This is a genomic window from Streptomyces sp. NRRL WC-3605, assembly GCF_001509795.1.
GTDB classification, from domain to species: Bacteria; Actinomycetota; Actinomycetes; order Streptomycetales; family Streptomycetaceae; genus Streptomyces; species Streptomyces viridochromogenes.
The window spans coordinates 29864-51183 of sequence record NZ_LLZN01000074.1; the positions used below are offsets into that span (position 1 = coordinate 29864).

The 21320-nt window shown below is 75.7% G+C and carries 6 protein-coding genes and 2 pseudogenes; 4 read left to right on the plus strand and 4 right to left on the minus strand.

From position 1 onward, the window contains the following. Positions 1 to 22 precede the first annotated feature (22 nt). The 3 genes from ADL34_RS25090 to ADL34_RS25100 form a co-directional block, all read right to left on the minus strand. Positions 23 to 1534 (minus strand): metallophosphoesterase family protein, encoded by a 1512-nt coding sequence (locus tag ADL34_RS25090; RefSeq protein WP_062671792.1) that lies wholly within the window; start codon positions 1532 to 1534, stop codon positions 23 to 25. A 65-nt stretch (positions 1535 to 1599) separates the two neighbouring features. Next, positions 1600 to 2355, minus strand: coding sequence for a dienelactone hydrolase family protein (locus ADL34_RS25095; RefSeq protein WP_062671793.1), 756 nt, complete (start codon positions 2353 to 2355; stop codon positions 1600 to 1602). A gap of 125 nt (positions 2356 to 2480) precedes the next feature. Continuing rightward, entirely contained in the window at positions 2481 to 3101 is a 621-nt protein-coding gene (locus tag ADL34_RS25100) for an L-threonylcarbamoyladenylate synthase (protein ID WP_062671794.1), read from the minus strand. 126 nt (positions 3102 to 3227) lie between these two features. On the opposite strand from ADL34_RS25100, the gene ADL34_RS25105 reads away from it, so the two are divergent. Further along, a complete protein-coding gene (locus ADL34_RS25105) occupies positions 3228 to 4739 on the plus strand; it encodes a helix-turn-helix domain-containing protein (protein WP_062671802.1) in 1512 nt (503 codons plus the stop codon). A 146-nt stretch (positions 4740 to 4885) separates the two neighbouring features. Here ADL34_RS25105 and ADL34_RS25110 read toward each other — a convergent pair. Then, positions 4886 to 5056, minus strand: a pseudogene (locus ADL34_RS25110) (cytochrome P450); the annotation flags it as partial. Positions 5057 to 5566: 510 nt separating this feature from the next. On the opposite strand from ADL34_RS25110, the gene ADL34_RS25115 reads away from it, so the two are divergent. The 3 genes and pseudogenes from ADL34_RS25115 to ADL34_RS25125 all read left to right on the plus strand — a co-directional run. Then, a complete protein-coding gene (locus ADL34_RS25115; RefSeq protein WP_062671796.1) occupies positions 5567 to 7294 on the plus strand; it encodes a fatty acyl-AMP ligase in 1728 nt (575 codons plus the stop codon). 121 nt (positions 7295 to 7415) lie between these two features. Continuing rightward, on the plus strand, positions 7416 to 20939 hold the full coding sequence (locus tag ADL34_RS37065) for a type I polyketide synthase (RefSeq protein ID WP_062671797.1): 13524 nt from the start codon (positions 7416 to 7418) through the stop codon (positions 20937 to 20939). An 84-nt stretch (positions 20940 to 21023) separates the two neighbouring features. Beyond that, positions 21024 to 21320, plus strand: a pseudogene (locus ADL34_RS25125) (hypothetical protein); the annotation flags it as partial.

Consider the following 21320-nt stretch of genomic DNA (forward strand, 5'->3'; position numbering starts at 1 on the left):
GCGCCTCGGACCAGCGGGATCGTCACCGCGCTCGGACCAGCGGGATCGTCACCTCGTCCTCCACCGGCGGGTCGAGTTCCTGGGCGAGGTTCCCGGTCGCGGCGTGGCAGCGCAGCCGGATCGCCTCCGGGCCGACGTCCAGCCGAAGGAAGCACTTGAAGAACGGCGGGCTGTACGTCGCCGAACTCGGCGAGAACAGCTGGGTGTAGAGCTTGCGCACCGGCAGCCGTAGCCGGGCGTTGCGGTCGGGCCGGCGGCCCGCGCCGAGCAGGGCCGCCACCAGCCGGACCCGCCAGGTCACGCGGGCCGTGGCCTGCTGGGCACGGGTCAGCCGCATGCCCAGACGCTCCGCGACGACGACCGCGGCCTCCGCCTCGGTCAGGGTGAAGAAGCGGCGCAGCCGCAGCCGCCGGCCGTACAGCGTGCTGTAGAACGCCAGGGAGTCGCCGCGCAGCGGATAGCAGCGGAAGTCGTCCTCGCCGACGCCCGCCACGTCGACCTTCGGGATGGTGTGCGTGGCGTGCATGAAGGCACCGCCGCCGCCCGCGACCACGTACTGGATCGTGCGGTCGCCCACCCGCACCGGGTAGCGCTGGTAGTTGTGGATGTCGCCGCCGATCGCCGCCACATAGCGGTGGGCCGGATCCCGGACGATCTCGTCCACGGTGCCGCCGCCCTCGATGGCGCACGGGTGGTGCTCGCCGTCCACGTACAGCGGCGAACCCGTGACGAGGATCTTCGGGCGGGGGTCCTTCGACACCTCCCGCAGCCAGGCGCCCTGTTCGGCGTCGATCGTCCCGAGCAGCCCCGTGTCGATGCCGACGATCCGGATCGGCCCGGCGTCGATCGCCCAGTACGGGCCGGGCTGGGCGGCCAGTTGGGCCGGGTCCGACCGCAACTTCCTCGCCTCGTCCAGCTGTTGTCCGTCCCCCTCGCGCGGGCGGTGCCACAGGAGTGACCGCAGCCGGGCCCGGCTGAGCGGGCGCGGCGCGGGCTCCGGCGGGAGCGGCGGGGCGTCGTCGCAGAACACCCGCATGAACGCGGCCAGGTCCTCGTACCAGTCGTGGTTGCCGGGTATCGCGTAGATGGGCGCCTTGTAGTCCCGGTACGGCCGGAAGAACTTGGGGCCGTAGTCGTCGGCGCCGCCCACCGGGTAGATCACATCGCTGGTGAGGACGGCGAACCGGGTGTCCTGACCCTCCTTCAGAAACCCGGGCACGACCGCGTACTGGGGGTCGTCGCCCTCGCCGGTGTCCCCGATGACGAGGAAGGAGAACCGGTCGGGATCGTCGCGCCGGATCACCTTGTCGGCCGGTGCGCCGGCGGCCTCCCGCTGGGCCACCCACCGGCTTCGGGTACGGCCCGTGGGATCCCCGAACAGGGAGGCCAGGACGCCGTTGCGGGCCGCCCACAGCATCCGGGGGTCGAGCCAGGAGATCTTCCGGACCTCGGGCGGCATCAGCCCTTTGTAGGTGCCGGGTTCGGCCGCGCCCCAGCCGGCGCCTTCCGCGGTATCACGTGAGGAGACAGACACCGGTGCACCGTAACAATGATCGGGAGACGGGGGAGCGGCCCGCCCCCGTCACCCGAACACACCGCTCAGAACGTGCGGTCGAGCAGGTCGAGCAGCGCCTCCCAGTGCCGCTCGTCCCCCGCGCGGTCGTACGCGGCGGTGTCGGACTGGGTGAATCCGTGGCCGGCGCCCGGGTACACCTCGCAGCGGTGCCGGACACCCGCCTCCGTGAGGGCCTTCTCGAGGCGATCGATCTGCTCGGGCGGCAGCGACGGGTCGCCGTCCGCGTGCCCGAAGTACAGCTCCGCCGTGACGCGTCCGGCCACCAGGTGCGGGCTGTCCGGCGCCTCGGTGGCGAGCCGGCCGCCGTGGAAACCGGCCGCGGCGGCGACCCGGTCCGGGTAGGTGCCGGCCGTCAGCAGCGACAGCCGCGCCCCCATGCAGTAGCCGGTCAGCGCGACGGGACCGTCCGCCACGGCCGGGCACGCCTGAAGCCACCGCAGATAGGCGCCGGCGTCCCGCATCGCCGCCTCGGGGGTCAGCTGCGCCATGATCGGCCCGAGGGCCTCGAAGATGTCCGGCCGGGCCGCCGTGTCGATGAACTCGGGCAGGTCGAGCACCGGGGCCCGGCGGGCGCGGTAGAACAGGTTCGGCACCAGCACCGTGTACCCGGCGGCGGCGAGCCGGTCGGCCATCGCCTCCAGCCGGGGCCGCAGCCCGAACGCGTCCATGTAGAGCAGGACCGCGGGCCGGGGCCCGCCCTCGGCGGGATGGACCAGGTAGGCGTCGGCGACGCCGTCCTCGGTGGGGATGTCGACAACGTTGCCCTGGACGGAGGTCATTGCGGGGGGCCCTCTCTGCGATCGCACGGCGGAACAGGTCACCGGCCCCGGCGGGCCGGACCGCGTTCATGCTTTCACCGCACGGCCCGGCGCTCTCGGGCACCCCCGGCCGTTTGGGGACGCCTTTACTCGAACCGGGACGTGTCCCCCGCGCCGTGGCGCACGATCTCCAGCTCGCCGGACGAGAAGTCGATCACCGTCGTCGGCTCGGTGCCGCACTCACCGGAGTCCACGACCCCGTCCAGCACGTGGTCGAGACGGTCCTTGATCTCCCAGCCCTGGGTCATCGGCTCCTCCTCGTCCGGCAGCAGCAGCGTGCTGGACAGCAGCGGCTCCCCCAGCTCGGCGAGCAGCGCCTGGGTGACGACGTGGTCGGGGATGCGCACGCCGACGGTCTTCTTCTTCGGGTGCTGGAGCATGCGGGGCACCTCCCGGGTCGCCGGGAGGATGAACGTGTAACTGCCGGGCGTCGACGCCTTGATCGTGCGGAACACGTCGTTGTCGATCCGTACGAACTGGCCGAGCTGCGCGAAGTCCTGGCAGACGAGGGTGAAGTGGTGCCGGTCGTCCAGGCGGCGGATGGACCGGATGCGGTCGATGCCGTCACGGCTGCCCAGCCGGCAGCCCAGCGCGTAGCAGGAGTCCGTCGGGTACGCGATGAGCGCACCGGAACGGACGCTCTCGGCGATCTGCGCGATGGTGCGCGGCTGCGGATTGTCGGGGTGCACGTCGTAGTACTTCGCCATTGGCCGAGCCTATCGCCGGGGCGGGCCGGCACCCCGTCGGCACCGGCTCGCCGCGCGGGCGTGAGGTAACGTCCCCGACCGGTACGTGAACGAGGCGCAAGACCGCAAGACGAGGTGAAGGCCGACATGGCTGGCGGAGAGGACGGAACCGGGCAGGCAGGGGTGAGCGAGGCCGGGCCCTCGGCGTGGGCGCAGGAGCTGCTGGAGCACCTGCGGCCGCACGGCAGGGACGTCGGCCGGGTCGTGGCCTGGCTCGCGGACGCCCTGCGGGGCACCGCCTGCCTCCTGGACGCCTCCGGCGCCCTCGTCGCCGGCACCCGGCCGCCCCTGGACGAGCAGCTGGCCGGCGCCGTCGCCGCCGGCCGGATCGCGTCGGCCGCCTGGGAGGGCCGGGGCCGTCATCTGCGGCTGGTGCGGGTCGCCGGCCCGAACCCGGCGGCGGCGGGCGTCCTCGCCGTGTCCCGCCCGGAGCCCTTCGACCGGCGGGCCGCCGACATCGTCGGCCACACCGCCCACGTCCTGGAGCTCCTGCTGAAGGCCGGCGAGACCACCGCCGCGGGACACCGCCTGGAACGGGCGACCTCCGATCTGCGCCTGGCGATCCTCCAGCTGCTCATGGTGGAGGACACCGTGTCCGCACGCAGGGTCGCGGCCGGCCTGTGGCCCGGGCTGCTGGACACCGACAGCGCGTGCGTCTACGTCGTCGAGGGCAGCGCCGAGGAACGCGACCGGCTCGCCGAGGAGTGCATCGACGCGACCGGTGAGCGGGCGCTGGTCGTGCTGTGCCCGGCCGTCGACGAGCACGTCATCGTCGTGACCCCCGGTGAGGCGGAGGCCCGCGAGCTGCGGTCGCTGATCGGCCCGCGCCCGCGCACCTTCCTCGGCGGCAGCGCCCGGCAGTCCCTGGTGCGCACCGCGACCGCCTACGGGCAGGCCGTGAGCGCGCTCGCCGTCGCCCACTTCCGGCCCGACAAGGCCGCCGTCTACGCCGAGCGCACCCACCCCGAACGCCTCGTCGACCCGGCGGCCCTGCGCTGCTGGACGGCCCGGGTGCTGGGCCCGCTCGACGCCCTGCCGCACCACACCCGCGCCGAACTGCTCGCCACCACCCGGCTCGGCCTGGAGTTCACCGCGGTGAACGCCGCCAAGGTGCTCGGCGTCAGCCGCAACACCGTGCGCGCCCGCATGGAGCGGGTCGAGGCACTGCTGAGCACCCGATTCTCCGACCTCACCGCCCGGGCGGTCGTCCACGTCGCCCTCAACACCCAGGAGGGCCTGGCCGGAGCGCCCGCCGACCAGATCCCCGCGCACGACGACCCCGTCTCGCTGCGCGACCTGCTGTCCGGGCCCGCGATGGTCACCTGGGCCCAGGACCTGCTGTCCCGTCTCGACCAGGACACCCGGGACCTGCGCCGCACCCTGCGCGCCTGGATCGCCGAAGGCGGCAACGCCGAACGGGCCGCGCAGCGCCTCGGCGTCCACGCCCAGACCGTGCGCGAGCACGTCCGCAGCGCCGAGCCCGTCCTGGAGCGCCGCCTCCTGGCCGGCGGCAGCGATCTCTACGAGGTCGTCCTGGCCCATCTCGCGCTCGGTGACCTGGAACCCCCCGCCCTGCACGCGACGAAAGCGGGCGTTTAGGACGCGGCTGTGCACAGGTGAGTCCTGGCGGCCGCTCAGCGGGCACCGACGCGATACACATGGCCGGCGCCGGAGCCGTACGGTCTACGCACCGCGGGGACACGACCGGAACGGGGGACCGGTCGCGTCCCTGCGCGGGTGTTCCGTCAGCCGCGCAGCCGCACGGATATCTCCCGCCAGCCGAACGCGATGAACGACGGCACCTGGCGCAGCTCCTTCTCGTCCGCCGCCAGCCGCAGCCCTGGGAAGCGGTCGAAGAGCGCGGGCAGCGCGGTCAGGGCCTCCAGCCGGGCCGGCGGGGCGCCGATGCACCGGTGTGATTCGATCATCGAGTCGGTTTCCCAGAAGGTCGATTGGGGGCAATCTGGCAGGCCTCCGCACGAGACCTTGAGGCGCGGCGCTCGGAGCACAGTACACACCGTCATCGATCGATCTCGCACGGTCGGCGAATACTTGGGTTCGAATGTGCTGAGAGTCTGCTCGCATCTGTCGCGGACTGTCGCGGTTGCGGTCCGCAGGGAGCGCCCGGGGGCGATCCGGGACGCGTCGAACAGGCCCCCGCCTCGCCAACATCCGTTCGACACGTAGGGTTTACCTGTGTTCGGCCCATCGGACCGGACCGGCTTGCTACGGTGCTACTCACCGGTAGCCAATTGATGCGGGGGGACACGAGGGGACGGCGGACCAGCGCCGTGACCCCTCGGCGGGTCGTCGAGACGGACGGCCGGGCAAGGGGGCCCGGGCGACCGAGGCGTCTGCACGTGTCCGGCACGTGACCCTCGAACTCCCTTCTTCGCCCACCGATCCAGACAGGTGAGACTCGCGACATGGTGCGATCCCTGGTCGACCTTCTGACCGAGCACTCGGTGCGCCACCCCGAGCGCACCGCCTACCGATACCTCGTCACCGGCGACTGTGACGGCGAGATCCAGGAGATCTCCTACGGCCGCCTTGCCCGGCGCTCCCGTGCGATCGCCGCCTGGCTCCAGGAGCGGGGCCTGGCGGGCAGCCGGGCCATGCTCCTGTACCCGCCCGGCCTCGAGTTCGTCTGCGGCTACCTCGGCTGCCTCGCCGCCGGTGTCGTCGCCGTCCCCGGCGTCCCCCCGCGCGGCCGCGCGCAGAACCACCGCGCCCTGACCCGGATGCGGCGGCTGATCGCCGACGCCGACGCCCAGGTGATCCTCGGCGGCCGCGAGGTGATCGAGGCGCTGACCGGCCTGACCGAGCACCTGCCCGAACTCGCCGACCTGACGTGCGTGGCCACCGAGGACATCCCGGACGACGCGGCCGGCGCCTGGCGCGAACCCGCCCTGACCGCCGACTCGGTGGCCTTCCTCCAGTACACGTCGGGCTCCACCTCCGCGCCCCGCGGCGTGATGGTCACCCACGGCAATCTGCTCGACAACGAGCGGATCATCACCGAGCGCATGGGGCACACCCCGGACGCGGTCACCGAGCACGGACACGAGATGTTCGTCAGTTGGCTGCCCGTCTACCACGACATGGGTCTCATAGGACCCGTCCTCAACACCGTCTATCTCGGCGTCACCGCCACCCTGTTCTCCCCACTGCACTTCCTGCAGCAGCCGCAGCGCTGGCTCACCGCCGTCAGCCGCTACCGTCCGCACACCAGCGGCGGCCCCAACTTCGCGTACGAGCTCAGCCTGAGGCACGCCACGCCCGAACTCCTCGACGGCCTCGACCTGAGCGCGTGGAAGGTCGCCTTCAACGGCGCCGAACCGGTGCGGGCCGCCACCCTGCGGCGCTTCGCCGACACCTTCGCCCCGGCCGGCTTCCGCCGCGACGCCCTGTACCCCTGCTACGGCCTGGCCGAAGCCACCCTGATGGTCAGCGGCAGCACCCCGGGCACCGCGCCCACCCTGCTCCCGCCCCCGGACGGGCGGCCCGACACCGCCCCCGTCGGCTCCGGCCGCCCCGGCACCGGGCTCACCGTCGTCGTCGCCGACCCCGAGCGCGGCGAGGAACTCCCCGACGGCGAGGCCGGCGAGATCTGGGTGTCCGGCGCGAGCGTCGCCAAGGGCTACTGGCGCAACGCCCTCGCCACCCGCGAGACCTTCCGGGCCCGCCTCGCCGGGCACGAGGGCCGCTTCCTGCGCACCGGCGACCTCGGATTCCTGCGCGACGGCGAGCTGTTCGTCACCGGACGCCTCAAGGACCTCATCGTCGTCGACGGCCGCAACCACCACCCGCAGGACCTGGAACTGACCGCGGAGGCCGCCCACCCGGCCCTGCGTCCCGGCTGCACCGCCGCCTTCGGAGTGGACGGCACGGCCACCGGCGCCGGCCCCACGGGCACCGAACAGGCCGTCCTCGTCGCCGAGATCGCCCCCGACATGGCGGGCGAGACGGAGAAGATCACCGACGTGGTCCGCAGCGCCGTCGCGGAGACCCACGGCATCGCGGTGCGCGAGGTGGTCCTCGTCCGGCCCGGCACCATCCCCAAGACCTCCAGCGGCAAGATCCAGCGCCACGCCTGCAGGACTGCCCACCTGGGCGGCACCCTCGCCCGGATCGAGGAACCCGCCCTCGGCTGACGCCGCCCCGTCCCGTCGTACGCCGCGGCACGCGCCGTACGACGCACACCGCGGCGTACGCGGACCCACGCCCCCGTACGCCGCGACCTCCTCTCCGCGACCCACGAGGACATCTGTCTCCATGCCTGCGCACGCGTCCCCGAAGCAGTTCCCCGATCCGCCCCCGCGCACCCCGCGGGACGTCCGGGCCTGGCTGGAGTCGGCCGTCGCCCGGGCGACGGGACTCGACCCGGACACCGTCGACCCCGACCGGCCGCTCGCCGAACTCGGCCTGGGTTCACGCCAGTTGGTGACCCTCGCCGCCGAACTGGCGGACCTCACCGGCCGGACCCTCGACCCGTCCCTGGTCTTCGACCACCCGACGATCGCGGCGCTCGCCGAAGCGGTCCTCGACGACCGGCCCGCCGCCCCCGCCACACCCCGGGAACCCGACGGCACGGCCCCGCACCGCCACGACGACGACATCGCCATCGTCTCCATGGCCTGCCGGCTGCCCGGCGCCGAGGACCCCGACGCGCTGTGGCGGCTCCTCGACGAAGGCCGGGAAGCCGTCGGCGACGTGCCCGCGGGCCGCTGGGACACCCAGGACCTGTACGACCCCGACCCGGAGGCGACGGGCAGGGCGTACTCCCTGCGGGGCGGCTACCTCCGCGACATCGACCGCTTCGACGCCGCGTTCTTCGGGATCTCCCCCCGCGAGGCGGCGGCCATGGACCCCCAGCAGCGGCTCCTGCTGCGGACCGCCTGGGAGGCCGTCGAACGCGCCGGCATCGTCCCCGCCACCCTGAACGGCAGCTCCACCGGCGTCTACGTCGGCCTGTACGACAGCGGCTACCTGGCCTCGGCCGGCCTCGGCGAGCTCGACGGGCACGTCGGCACCGGCACCGCGCCCAGCGTCGCCTCCGGCCGCATCGCCTACAGCCTCGGCCTGCGCGGACCCGCGGTCACCGTCGACACCGCCTGCTCCTCCTCCCTGGTCGCCCTGCACCTGGCGGCCCGGGCGCTGGCGGGCGGCGAGTGCGACCTCGCGCTGGCCGGCGGCGCCACGCTGCTGCTCACCCCGCGCGGGCACGTCGAGTTCAGCCGGCTGCGCGGGCTGTCGCCGTCCGGGCGGTGCAGCCCCTTCTCCGCGGACGCCGACGGGGTCGTCTGGGCGGAGGGCTGCGGCGTCGTCCTCCTCAAGAGGCTCGCGGACGCCCGCCGTGACGGCGACCGGGTCCTCGCCGTCGTCAAGGGCTCCGCCCTCAACCAGGACGGCCGCAGCCAGGGCCTGAGCGCCCCCAGCGGACCCGCCCAGGAACGCGTGGTGCGGGCCGCGCTCGACACGGCAGGGCTGCGGCCCCACGACATCGACCACGTCGAGGCGCACGGCACCGGCACCCCGCTCGGCGACCCCATCGAGGGCCGCGCCCTCGCCGCCGTGTTCGGCCCGGACCGCCCCGCCGGGCGGCCCCTCGGCATCGGGTCCCTGAAGTCCAACATCGGGCACACGCAGGCCGCCGCGGGCATCGCCGGCGTCATCAAGACCGTCCTGGCCCTTCACCACGAACGGATACCGGCGTCCCCGCACGCCGGGACGCCGACCCGGCACATCGACTGGGAGAACGGCGGACTGCGCGTCCTCGACGAGGCGCGCCCCTGGCCGCGGGAGGCCGGACGGGTCCGGCGCGCCGGAGTGAGCGCGTTCGGCATCAGCGGCACCAACGCCCACGTCGTGCTGGAGGAGGCCCCCGAGGTGCCGGCGCCCCCGCCCGCCGCCTCGCCCGGCCCCGTCCTCCTCCCGCTCTCCGCGCGCAGCCTCCCGGCGCTCGGCGCCCAGGCGGCCCGGTTGCTCGGCCACCTCGACGCCCGGCCCGAACTGCCCCTGCCCGCCGTCGCCGCCACCCTCGCCCACCACCGCACCCACTTCGAGCACCGGGCCGTCGTCCGGGCGGCCGACCGGGACGGCCTGCTGCGCGCCCTGCACGCGCTCGCCGAGGGCGCGGCCGACGACGACCTCGTCACCGGCCCGCCCCGGACGGCCCGTACCGGCAAGGTGGCGTTCGTCTTCCCCGGCCAGGGCTCCCAGTGGCCCGGCATGGCACGCGACCTCCTCGACCACGACCCGGTGTTCGCCGACGAACTCGACCGCTGCGACGCCGCCCTGCGCCCCTTCACCGGCTGGTCGGTGACCTCCGTCCTGCGCGGCGACCCCGCCGCCCCCGGTCCGGACCGTGTGGACGTCGTCCAGCCCGTCCTGTTCGCCGTGATGGTGTCGCTGGCCGCCGTGTGGCGGGCCCGCGGGGTCCGCCCGGACGCCGTCGTCGGGCACAGCCAGGGCGAGGTCGCCGCGGCCTGCGTCGCCGGTGCCCTCAGCCTCAACGACGCCGCCGCCGTCGTCGCCCTGCGCAGCCGCGCCCTGACCACCCTGTCCGGCACCGGCACCATGGCCGTCGTCGCACTGCCGCACACCGAGGTGGAGCGCCGGACCGGCGACGGCGCGATCACCGTCGCGGCCGTCAACAGCGGCCGTTCCACCGTGGTGTCGGGAGCCGTGGACGCCGTACGCGCCCTGGTCGAGGGCCTTGAGCGGGAGCAGGTCTTCGCCCGCGTCCTCGACGTCGACTACGCCTCCCACAGCGATCGCGTCGAGCCGGTGCGCGACACCGTCCTCGACGAACTCGACGGCGTGCTCACCCAGCCCACCGCCGTCACCTGGTACTCCACGGTCACCGCAGCGCCCGTCACCGACGAGCTCGAAGCCGATCACTGGTACCGCAACCTGCGCGAGCCCGTCCGCTTCGCGCCCACCGTCGAACGCATGATCGCGGACGGCCACCGCTGCTTCCTCGAACTCGCCCCGCACCCCTCCCTGCTGACAGCCCTGAACACCATCGACGAGGACCTGGTGACGGTCGGCTCGCTGCGCCGCGACGAGGACGGCCCCGCCTGCCTCGACCGCGCCGCCGCCAGGCTCCACGTCCACGGCCACGACGTCGACTGGCGCCGGCTCGTGCCGCCCACCGCCCCCGTCGACCTGCCCACCTACGCCTGGGACGAGCAGCGCCACTGGATCGAGGCCGCCTCCCGCGCGGACGCGCCGGGCCTGTTCGACCGGGCCGCGCACCCGCTGCTCGGCATCCAGCTCCGGTCGGCCGACGAGACCCGCTGGACCTTCCGCAACGAGTGGTCGGCGGCGACCGCCGACTGGCTCGCCGACCACACCGTCCACGGCCGCACCGTCGTCTCCGGCACCACCCTGCTCGAACTGTGCCGTGCCGCCCTCGCGGTGGCCCGCCCGGACCGCCCCGCCGACGTCGCCGGGCTGCTGCTCCTCACCCCGCTCACGCTGCCCGCGCACGGCACCACCGAGGTGTCCGTCGAGGTGAGCACGGCCGGGCCCACGGCCGAGGTGACCGTCCACAGCCGGCCGCGCGGCCCGGAATCCACCGACTGGACGCCGCACGCCACGGCGTCCGCCGCCGAGCCGTCCGAACCGCCCGCCGGTGAACCTCCCACCTGGCCCGAGGAGTCCGCACCGGCCTGGGACGAGGACACCTACGCCCGCCTGGCCGCCCTCGGCCTCGGCTACGGGCCCGCCTTCCAGGGCGTGCGGGAGGCCACCACGACCGGCGCCGGGACCGTCCTGGCCCGGCTCTCCCTCCCGGCGGCGGCCCGGGACAGCGCCGACCCGTACCCGGTCCACCCCGCCCTGCTCGACGCCGCCTTGCAGGTGGCCGCCGTCCTCGAACCGCTCACCGGCGGGCGGGTGCTGCTGCCGGTCGCGATGGCCCGCTGCGTCCTGTCGCCCGGCGGGGCGACGGACCTGCTCGCCGTCGTCCGCCGGACGCCGGAGCCCGGCGAGGACGTCGTCCTCGACGTCACCCTGTGGGACACCGACGGCTTCCCGGCCGGCCGGCTGGAGGGTGTGCGCCTGCGGGCCGCGCACCGGGCCGAGCCGACCGCCGGCCCGGAGCACGGCCGCCACCTGTACGAGGTCGCCTGGACCCCGGTGGGCACCGCCGGACCCGAACCGGCGGAGACGCCCGCCGGCACCGTGGTGCGTCGCTGGCCCGCGCCGGAACCCGGCGCCGACCCGGCCGCCACGGCCCACGCGACGGCGGCGGCCGCGCTGGACGAGCTGAGGGCACTGATCGCCCTGCCGCCGGACGAGGCCCCCGCCCGTACCGTCTGGGTCACCACGGGAGCCGTCGCGGCCACGGCCACGGACACCGCCGCCGGATACGCGCGGTCCGTTCTGTGGGGCCTCGCCCGCGCCGCGCGCGCCGAACACCCCGACCTGGGACTGACCCTGGTCGACGTCGACACGGACGCCCGGGAGCTGCCGCTCTCCGCCGTCGTGGACACCGGCGAACCCGAAGTCGCCCTGCGCGGCGACCGGTTCCTCGCACCCCGGCTCGTCCGGGCCCGTCCCGCCCCTCCCGGCGCCGGACCCGCGATCCCCACCGACGGCACCGTGCTGATCACCGGCGGCCTGGGTGCCGTGGGCCGCCGGATCGCCCGCCTCCTCGCCGAACACGGCGTGCCCCGCCTTCTGCTGACGTCAGGTCAAGGGCCCGGAAACCCGCGTTCCGGAGAGGTGACGGACGAACTGACCGCGCTCGGCGCCCGGGTGGACATCGCCGCCTGCGACGTCGCCGACGAAGCCGCCCTCGCCGCAGTCCTCGCCCGCGTCGGCGACGAGGCACCCCTGCGCGGGGTCGTGCACTGCGCCGGCGTCCTGGCCGACGGCGTCCTCGCCGAGACGACCCCGGAGCGGCTGGCCGAGGTACTGCGCCCGAAGGCCGACGGCGCCGCCCATCTGCACCGCCTCACCGCGAACCTCGACCTCGGCCTGTTCCTCCTCGTCTCCTCCGCCGCGGGCGTCGTCGGAACCCCGGGGCAGGCCAACTACGCGGCCGCCAACACCTTCCTCGACCAGCTCGCCCACCACCGGCGCGCCTGCGGCCTGCCCGCCCTCTCCCTCTCCTACGGCGCCTGGGCGGGGGAAGGGCTGGCCGCCGAGCACGCCGACCTGGAGCGCATGGCCCGCCTCGGTCACCGCGCCCTCACCCCCGAACAGGGCGCCGCCCTGACCGCACTCGCCCTGCGGCACGACAGCGCGCACCTGGTCGCCTGGTCCCTCGACCTGCCCCGGCTGCGTGCCGCCGCGCCCGCCGGAGCCCTGTGGCGGTCCCTGCTGCCCGCCCGGCCTGCCGCCCCGGCGGGCGGACCCACGCTCGCCGACCGGCTGTCCCGGCTGCCCGAGACCGAACGCGCCGCCCGGGTCCTCGCCCTGGTCCGGGAGGAGGCCGCCCAGACCCTCGGTCTGCGCTCGGCCGAGGCGGTCGGCCCCGACCAGCCGCTGCGCGACCTCGGCATGGACTCGGTGACCGCCGTCGACCTGCGCAACCGCGTCGGCACCCGCATCGGGGCCCGGCTGCCGGCCACCCTCCTCTTCGACCACCCCACCCCGGCCCGGCTCACCGACCACCTGCTGACCACCGTCCTCGGCCGCCCGCGCCCGGCGACGGCCGCCCGGCCCGTGCACGCTCCCTCCGCGCAGGAGCCGGTGGCCCTCGTCGCCATGGCCTGCCGGCTGCCCGGCGGCGCCCGCGACCCCGAGGGCCTGTGGCGGCTTCTCGCCGAGGGCCGCGACGCCGTCGGGCCGTTCCCGGACGCCCGGTGGGACGTCGAGGCGCTGTACGACCCGGACCCTGACGCGCCCGGCAAGTCCTACGCCCGCGAGGGCGGGTTCCTCGACGACATCGACTCCTTCGACGCCGCGTTCTTCGGCATCACCCCGAAGGAGGCCGCGGCCATGGACCCGCAGCAGCGCCTGCTCCTGGAGACCGCCTGGGAGTCGCTGGAACGCGCCGGCATCGTCCCCGCCGACCTCGCCGGCAGCAGCACCGGCGTCTACGTCGGCATGTTCGGCAGCGACTACCTCTCCGGCACCCGGCTCGACCAGCTCGACGGCTACGTCGGCACCGGCTCCGCCCTCAGCGTGGCCTCCGGGCGGCTCGCGTACACGCTCGGGCTGAACGGCCCCGCCCTCACCGTCGACACCGCGTGCTCGTCCTCCCTGGTGGCCGTCCACCTGGCGGCCCAGGCCCTGCGGTCCGGCGAGTGCGACCTCGCGCTCGCCGGCGGCGTCACCCTGATGGTCACCCCCGGGACCTTCGTCGAGTTCAGCCGGCTGCGCGGGCTGTCGCCGACGGGCCGCTGCCGCTCGTTCTCCGACGCCGCCGACGGCGCCGTCTGGGCGGAGGGCGCCGGCATGCTCGTCCTCAAACGCCTCGGCGACGCGCGACGCGACGGCGACCGGGTGCTGGCCGTGCTGCGCGGCACCGCCGTCAACCAGGACGGCCGCAGCCAGGGCCTGTCCGCGCCCAACGGCCCCGCCCAGGAACGGGTGATCCGCCGGGCCCTGGCGCAGTCCGGGCTGCGCCCCGCCGACGTCGACCACGTCGAGGCGCACGGCACCGGCACCACCCTCGGCGACCCCATCGAGGCGGGCGCGCTCGCCGAGGTGTTCGGCGCCTCCCGCCCCGAAGGGCGTCCGCTGTACGTCGGTTCGCTGAAGTCCAACGTCGGGCACACCCAGGCCGCCTCGGGCGTCCTCGGCCTGATCAAGGTCGTGCAGTCCCTGCGCCACGGCACCCTGCCGCGCACCCTGCACGCCGATCAGCCCAGCCGGCACGTCGACTGGGCGGACAGCGGGCTGCGCCTCCTGCACGAGGAGACAGCCTGGCCCGCCTCGGCGGACCGGGTGCGGCGCGCGGGCGTCAGCGCCTTCGGGATCAGCGGCACCAACGCTCACGTCATCGTGGAGGAGGCGCCGCCCGCCCTCGCCCCCACGCCGGAACCCTCCACGGGCCCACGGCTGTTCGTGTTGTCCGGCCGGGGCGAGGACGCGCTGCGCGGGCAGGCCGCCGCCCTCGCCCGGCACCTGGCCGACACCGGCACCGACCTGCACGACGTCGCCCACACCCTGGCCCGCCACCGCAGCCACTTCGAGCACCGCGCCGTCCTCGTCGCCGACGGCCGCGACGAGCTGAGGACCGCCCTGACCGACCTCGCGGCCGGCCGGCTCACCCCGCCCCGCCGCCGTGAGGACACCACCGGCAAGGTCGCCTTCCTCTACGCCGGGCACGGCGGCCAGTGGCCCGGCATGGCCCTGGACCTGATGACCGACTCGGAGGAGTTCGCCGCCGAACTGACCCGGATCGACGGGGCCGTTCAGCGGCACGCCGGCTGGTCCGTGCTCACCGCGCTGCGGGCGCCCGAGGAGTTCTCCCCGCTGGAGCGCACCGAGTACCTCCAGCCGGTGCTCTTCGCCGTCAACGCCGCGCTCACCGCCGCCTGGCGCTCGGTCGGCGTCACCCCGGACGCCGTGGCCGGGCACAGCCTCGGCGAGATCGCCGCCGCCCACAGCGCGGGCGCCCTCTCCCTGGACGACGCCGTGGCGGTCGTCACCGGCCGCGCCCGGGCCGTCGTCCCCCTCGCCGGACACGGCGGCATGCTCTCCCTGGACGTGCCGCGCGAGCGAGCCGAGGAGCTGCTCGCCCCCTACGCCGGGCTGCTGTTCGTCGCCGCCGTCAACGGCCCGCACGCCACGGCGGTGTCCGGCGACGCCGGCGCCCTCGCCGACCTGCGCCGGAGCCTGGACGCGCAGGGCGTCCGGGCGAGGCCGCTGTCGACGCCGTTCGCCTCGCACACCCCGCTGATGGCCCCGGTCCGCGACGACCTGCTCGCCCGGCTCACCAGGGTCCGGGGCACGCCTGCCGCGACCCCGCTGTACTCGACGGTCCTGGCGGAGCCCGTGCCCGGCGAGAACCTGGACGCGGCGTACTGGTACGCCAACCTCAGCGAACCCGTCCGCTTCGCCGACACCGTCCGGCGCCTCCTCGACGACGGGCACCGCTACTTCGTCGAACTCAGCCCGCACCCGTCGCTCGGCGCGGCCGTCGAAGCGGTGGCGGCCGAGACCGGCGTCGACGCGGTCACCGTCGGCACCCTGCGCCGCGGCGCGGGCCGGCGCGACACGCTGCTGCGCTCCCTCGGCGCGCTCCACACGGCCGGCCACGCCCCCGACTGGACCGCGCTGTTCCCAGGAGACCGCCGCGCCGACCTGCCGACCTACGCCTTCGCCCGCGAACGCCACTGGCTCGCCCCGGCCCCGGCGACCGCGCCGGGCGCCTCACCGCTGCTGGGCACGCACGTCGAGGCCGGCGACGAACCCGGCCGGCACCTCTTCCAGACCGAAGTGGACCTGCACGACAGCCGCTTCGCCTACCTCACCGACCACCGCGTGACCGGCGAGGTGTGGCTGCCCGGCGCGGCCTTCCTGACCATGGCACTGGAGGCCGCCCGCACCGTCCAGGACGGTGGCGACGTACGGCTCACCGACGTCACGTTCCTCCAGCCGCTGCGCCTGGACGCGTCCCGGCCGGTCCGGCTGCAACTCGTGCTGCGGCCCGCCGTCGACGGCGTCCGGGACTTCACCGTCCTCGCCGCCCCGGCCGGTGGCCCGGACGCCCGCTGGGAACGGCATGTGACCGGCCGCGTCACCACCGCATCCGCCGCCCCCGGCGAGGACGACCCGGCCGCCCTGCGCGCCCGCTGCGACGAACCCGCCGACGTCACGGCCCTGCACGCCACCCTGGCCACCCTCGGCATCGAGTACGGCCCCGCCTTCCAGGGCCTGGAGTCGGGCCGCCGCTCCTCCACCGCCGCCGTCGCCCGCCTCACCGACCGGCCCGCCGCCGGGCACCTGCTCCACCCGGCCGTCCTCGACGCCGCCTTCCACACCGCCGCCCTGCCCGCCGACGCCTCGCAGGGCCGCGCGTTCGTGCCGTCCGGCGTCGGCGACCTCCGCCACACCGGGCTGCGCACCACGCCCGCCTGGGCGACCAGCGTCCTGCGGTCCGTCTCCGGCGACACCGCCACCCTGGACCTGCGCCTGTACGACGAGGAGGACCGACTCCTGCTGGAGGCGCGTGAGTTCCGGCTCGCCGCCCTGTCCCCGCTCGACGGGGCCCTGTTCGAGACGCGCTGGCGGCCCCGCCCGGCCGCCGCGGAACCCCCGGCACCGGGCACCTGGCTCCTCCTCGCCGACACGGCCGGCGTCGCCGCCGACCTGGCCCGGCGCCTGGACGGCTCCGCGCCCCACGTCATCGCCCGCGACGGCGGGGAGTTCGCCGAGGAGGAGCCGGGGCGGTACGTGCTCGACCTCGCCGACCCGGACCAGCTGGCCCGGCTGCTCGACGAGGCGTTCCCGCACGCCCCCCCGCGGCACGTCGTCCAGTTGACCGCGCTCGACGCCCCCGCGATCGAGGACGCCCCCACGGCCGGTGAGGCGGCCCGGCTGGGCTGCCTGAGCACCCTGCACCTGGTGCGTGCCCTCGCGGACCGGGCCTGGGCGCCCCGGCTCCACATCGTCGTACGCGGCAGCCAGGCCGCCGGCGACAGCACCCACGTCACCCACCCCGAGCAGGCGCTCGCCTGGGGCTTCGGCCTCGCCGTCGCCCAGGAGCACCCCGAGCTGCGGACCACCCTGGTCGACCTGCCGCCCACCGGCGGCGCCGACGACCTGTGGACCCAAGTGCGCCACGCCGACGACGAACGCCTCGTCGCCCTGCGCCCCGACGGACGCCGCGTCCCCCGGCTCGCCCGGACCCGCCCCGACGACTCCGGACGCCCCACCCCGTCCGGCACCCACCTGATCACCGGCGGCCTGGGCGGCCTCGGCCGGGTCGTCGCCGAACGGCTGGCCGCGCGGGGCGCCCGCCGGCTGGCCCTGCTGGCCCGCAGCGCCCCCGCGGAGTCCGCCCTCACCTGGATCGACGGACTCCGCGAACGCGGGGTCACCGTGCACGTGGCCCGCGCCGACGTCAGCGACCGCCCCGCCCTCGCGGCCGCACTGGACGGCGTGCGCGAGGCGCTCGGCCCGATCACCGGGGTGGTGCACGCGGCCGGTGTCCTCGACGACGCCACCCTCGCCCACCTCGGTGCCGACCGCGTCGAGGCCGTCCTCGCCCCCAAGGTCCTCGGCACCGCCCTGCTGACCGAACTCGTACCGGAGGCGGAGGAGTTCGTGCTGTTCGCGTCCGCGGCCGGGCTGCTCGGCTCCGCCGGGCAGAGCGCGTACTCCGCCGCGAACGCCTTCCTCGACGCGTGGGCCCACCACCTCGCCCTGCGCGGACGCCGGGCCCTCAGCCTCGACTGGGGCGCCTGGGCCGGGGTGGGCATGGTCGAGGGCTCCGACGCCCGCGCCGCGCAGACCGCCCGGTCCGGACTTCTCGCCCTCTCCACCGGGGACGGCGGCGAGTTGTTCGAACGGGTGCTGACCACGTCCCGCCGGCAGCTCGCGCCCCTCGCCCTGGACTGGGAGCTGCTGTCCCTCGACCCCGACGCCGTCCGCACCCGCCCGATCCTCGCCGAGCTGGTGACCCAGCCCGCCCCGGCCACGGGCACCGACGAACTCGTCGAGAAGGTGCTCGCGGCGGCCGACGACGCCGAACGGGCCGTCCGGCTGGAGGCGTACGTCCGCGCCCGGATCGCCGAGGTCTCCGGCGGCACCGCCCAGGTCCCGGCGACGACCGCCCTGAAGGAACTCGGCCTCGACTCCCTCATGCTGGTGCGGCTGCGCAACGCCTTCGCCCGCGACCTCGGCGTCGAACTGCCCGCCGCCACCGTCTTCTCCGCCGCCGACCTGCGCGGCCTCGCCGAGGAGCTGCGCGCCGCCCTGCCCGGGCGGACGGCCACGGCACCCGACGAGCCGGCCGGCACGGCCCAGATCCCCGACGAGGAACGCCTCCCGGCGACCCGCGACGTCGTGCGGCTGCTGCGCAGCGCCCGGCCCGGCATGCCCGACGCCGCCCACGCCGTCGGTCTCGCCGTACGCCTCACCACACCCGTCACCCGGGCCACCCTGACCGGCGTCCTCGACCGTCTCGTCGCACGGCACGCCGCGCTGCGCACCGCCGTGACGGACGCGGACGGCGGCGGACGCGTCCTGCGCGTCCGCCGGGACCTCACGGCGACACCGCTGCGCTGGACGGTCGTCCCCGACGACACGGAACCGGACGCCGCCGCCCGGCTGCGCGCCCTCCTCGAACCGCCCTTCGACCTGGCCACGGCACCCCTGTGGCGCTTCGAGCTGCTGGACGGCGGCGAGCGCGGCCAGATCCTCGTCTACGGCGCCCACCACGCCGTCAGCGACCTGCAGTCGCTGCTGCTCGTGGCGGGCGAGATCGACGCCGAGCTGACCTCGGGACCGCTCGGCGACACCGTCACCAACCGCGAGGCGCACCAGCTGATCGAGGCGCAGCGCGCCGACGGGTCCGGCGGGACGGACGGGTGGCACGAGACCTTCCGGGGCAGCGCGCGCCTCGACCTCACCCTGAGCCGGCCCCGCCCGCAGACCCGCACCTACCGGGCCGGGAGCGTCACCCTGCCGATCCCCGACGGGCTGGCCGAACGGATCGCGGCCGCCGCGAGCACACTCGCCGTCACCCCGGCCGCGTTCTGCCTGGGCGTCCTCACCGTCCTGCTGGGCCGCAGGCGCGAGCGGGAGCGTTTCGTCCTCGCCGTGCCCGTCGACACCCGCATCCACGCCGACGCCTACGACGCGGTCGGGTTCTTCGGGGTGCCGGTGCCCTTCCCCGCCGAGGCGCGGGCCGGGGAGCGGATCGAGGAGGTGCTGCGCCGCACCGACGGACGCCTGGAGAAGGTGCTGACGAAGGGCGCGATGTTCTCCGACGTGCTTCCGGTGCTGGCCGAGGAGGGCCTGTACCGGGCCGACGCGCCGCTGGTCGAGGTGTACTTCAACTACGTCCGCTCCGGCGGCGGCCTGAAGGCCCTGGAGGTGCTGCCGGCGGGGACCGGCTACTCCGACCTCGACCTGATGGTCACCATGACGCCGGACGCCGGCCGGATCCGGCTCGACCACAACCTCGACATCCTGGACGCCGGCGCCGCGACCGGGCTCGGCGAGGAGCTGCTGCTGCTCCTCGCGGACACGGCGGACGACCCGTCCGGCCCGGTCCGCGCCCCGGCACCGGCCGCGCGGCCCGGTCACCGGCTCGCCCTCGCCGCCACGTTCGCCCTGGGCGACCTGCCGCGGATGTGCGAGGCCGCCCTCGGCGCCGCCGCCCCCGGCGCCCCGGTCACCGTCGCCGAAGCCCCGTACCACCAGGTCGCGGCCGCCCTGCGGGACCCGTCGGGCGTCTTCGCCGACCCGGACACGACCACGGGCGCCGTCCTCCTGCGGGCCGGCGACCTGGAGCGCTTCGGCCCGGTCGACGACGACGGGCTCGCCGAGCTGCGCACGGCCTGTACGGCGGCCGTGCGCGCCGCCGTCGAACGCCGGCGCGGGCCGCTCGTCGTCGGCGTCCTGCCCTCCGCCCACGCCGGTGAACGCCTCGCCCGGTGGGAGCGGGAGGTCGCCGCCGACCTGACCGAGGTTCCCGGCGTCGCCGTCCTCGGGCCCGACGCGTGGACCCGGGACCACGGCGTGGACCAGCCGTTCGACGAACGCACCGAGCAGCTGGCCCATCTGCCGTTCACCGCCCGGTTCCAGGCGGCGGTGGCGCTGCGCCTGGCCGAGGCCGTCCGGGCCGCGCACCGCCCGGCACCCAAGGTGATCGCGGTCGACGGCGACGAGACCCTGTGGGGCGGTGTGGCCGGTGAGGCCGGTCCCGAAGGCGTCGAACTGGGCGGCTCACGGGCCCTGTTGGCCCGCCGGCTCCTCCAGTGGCGGGCGGCGGGCGCGCTGCTCGCCCTCGTCAGCAACAACGACGAGGACACCGTCCGCGCGGTGCTGGACCGCCCCGACAGCCTGCTGAAGGCGGAGCACTTCAGCGTGATCTCGGCCGCCTGGGAACCGAAGCCGGACCGGCTGGCCGACGCGGCCCGCATCCTCGGTCTGGGGCTGGACGGCTTCCTGTTCCTCGACGACAACCCGGCGGAGATCGCCCGGATGCGCGCCGCCGCACCCCAGGTACTCTCCGTGACCTGCCCGCACGTCGGTGAACTGCCCGCGTTCCTGGACCGGTTGTGGCCGGTGGTCCCGGTGGCGGCCACGGCCGAGGACGCGCTGCGCGCACGCTTCTACGCCCAGGAACGGCAACGGGACGCCGTGCGCGAGGAGACCGGGTTCGAGGAGTTCCTGGAGCGACTGCGGCTGGAGGTCGACGTCCGGGCCCTGACGGACGCCGACGTCGGCCGCGCCGAGCAACTCGTCCGCCGCACGAACCAGTTCACCCTGCGCGCCCGCTCCGCCGACGGCGGCGACGTCCGCCGCTGGCGCGAGCGGGGCGAGGTGTGGACGGCGTCCGCCCGCGACCGCTTCGGCGACTACGGCCAGATCGGCCTCCTCGCCCTGCGCGCCGGGGACGGCCGGCTCGACGTCACGGGCTGGCTGCTGAGCTGCCGCGCCCTCGGGCGGGGCGTCGAGGAACGCCTCCTGGCCTGGCTGGCCGGGCGCGCCGAGGAACTGGGGTGCGCCGAGGTCCGGCTGACGGCGGAGCGCACTCCCCGCAACACACCGGCGCGCCGGCTGCTCGCGGCGCTGGGCGGGGGCGGCCTGGACGACGACCTCCTGGAGGCCGTCGTCACCCCGGACCGGCTCCGGGAGTTCCGCTCCTGGCGGCGGGCGTGACCGCGGCGGGCGCCACTGTTGCGGCGCGATCGACAAACGGACAAGGCGACTTGAGAAGGGCTTCCATGCGTGAGGTGATCTGCGGTGCCTGAGGTGAACGAGACCGGGCCGGCACCCGCCGACCAGCGGGCGACCGCCGAGGCGATCGAGCGCGGCGGCATCGGCCTCTCGGTGACCGACCTGCTGGCCAGGGTCGCGCCGGGCGCCGAGGGCGCGCAACCGGTGGCACGTGACGAGGCGGAGCTGTCGCAGCCGGTGGCACGTGACGAGGCGGAACCCGCGCATCCGGTGGCGCCTGACGCGGCGCAGCCCTCGCATCCGCTCGCGTCCGCCCACCCCGAGCCTGCGACCGTGCCCCACCCCGAGCCCGCCCCCGCGCCC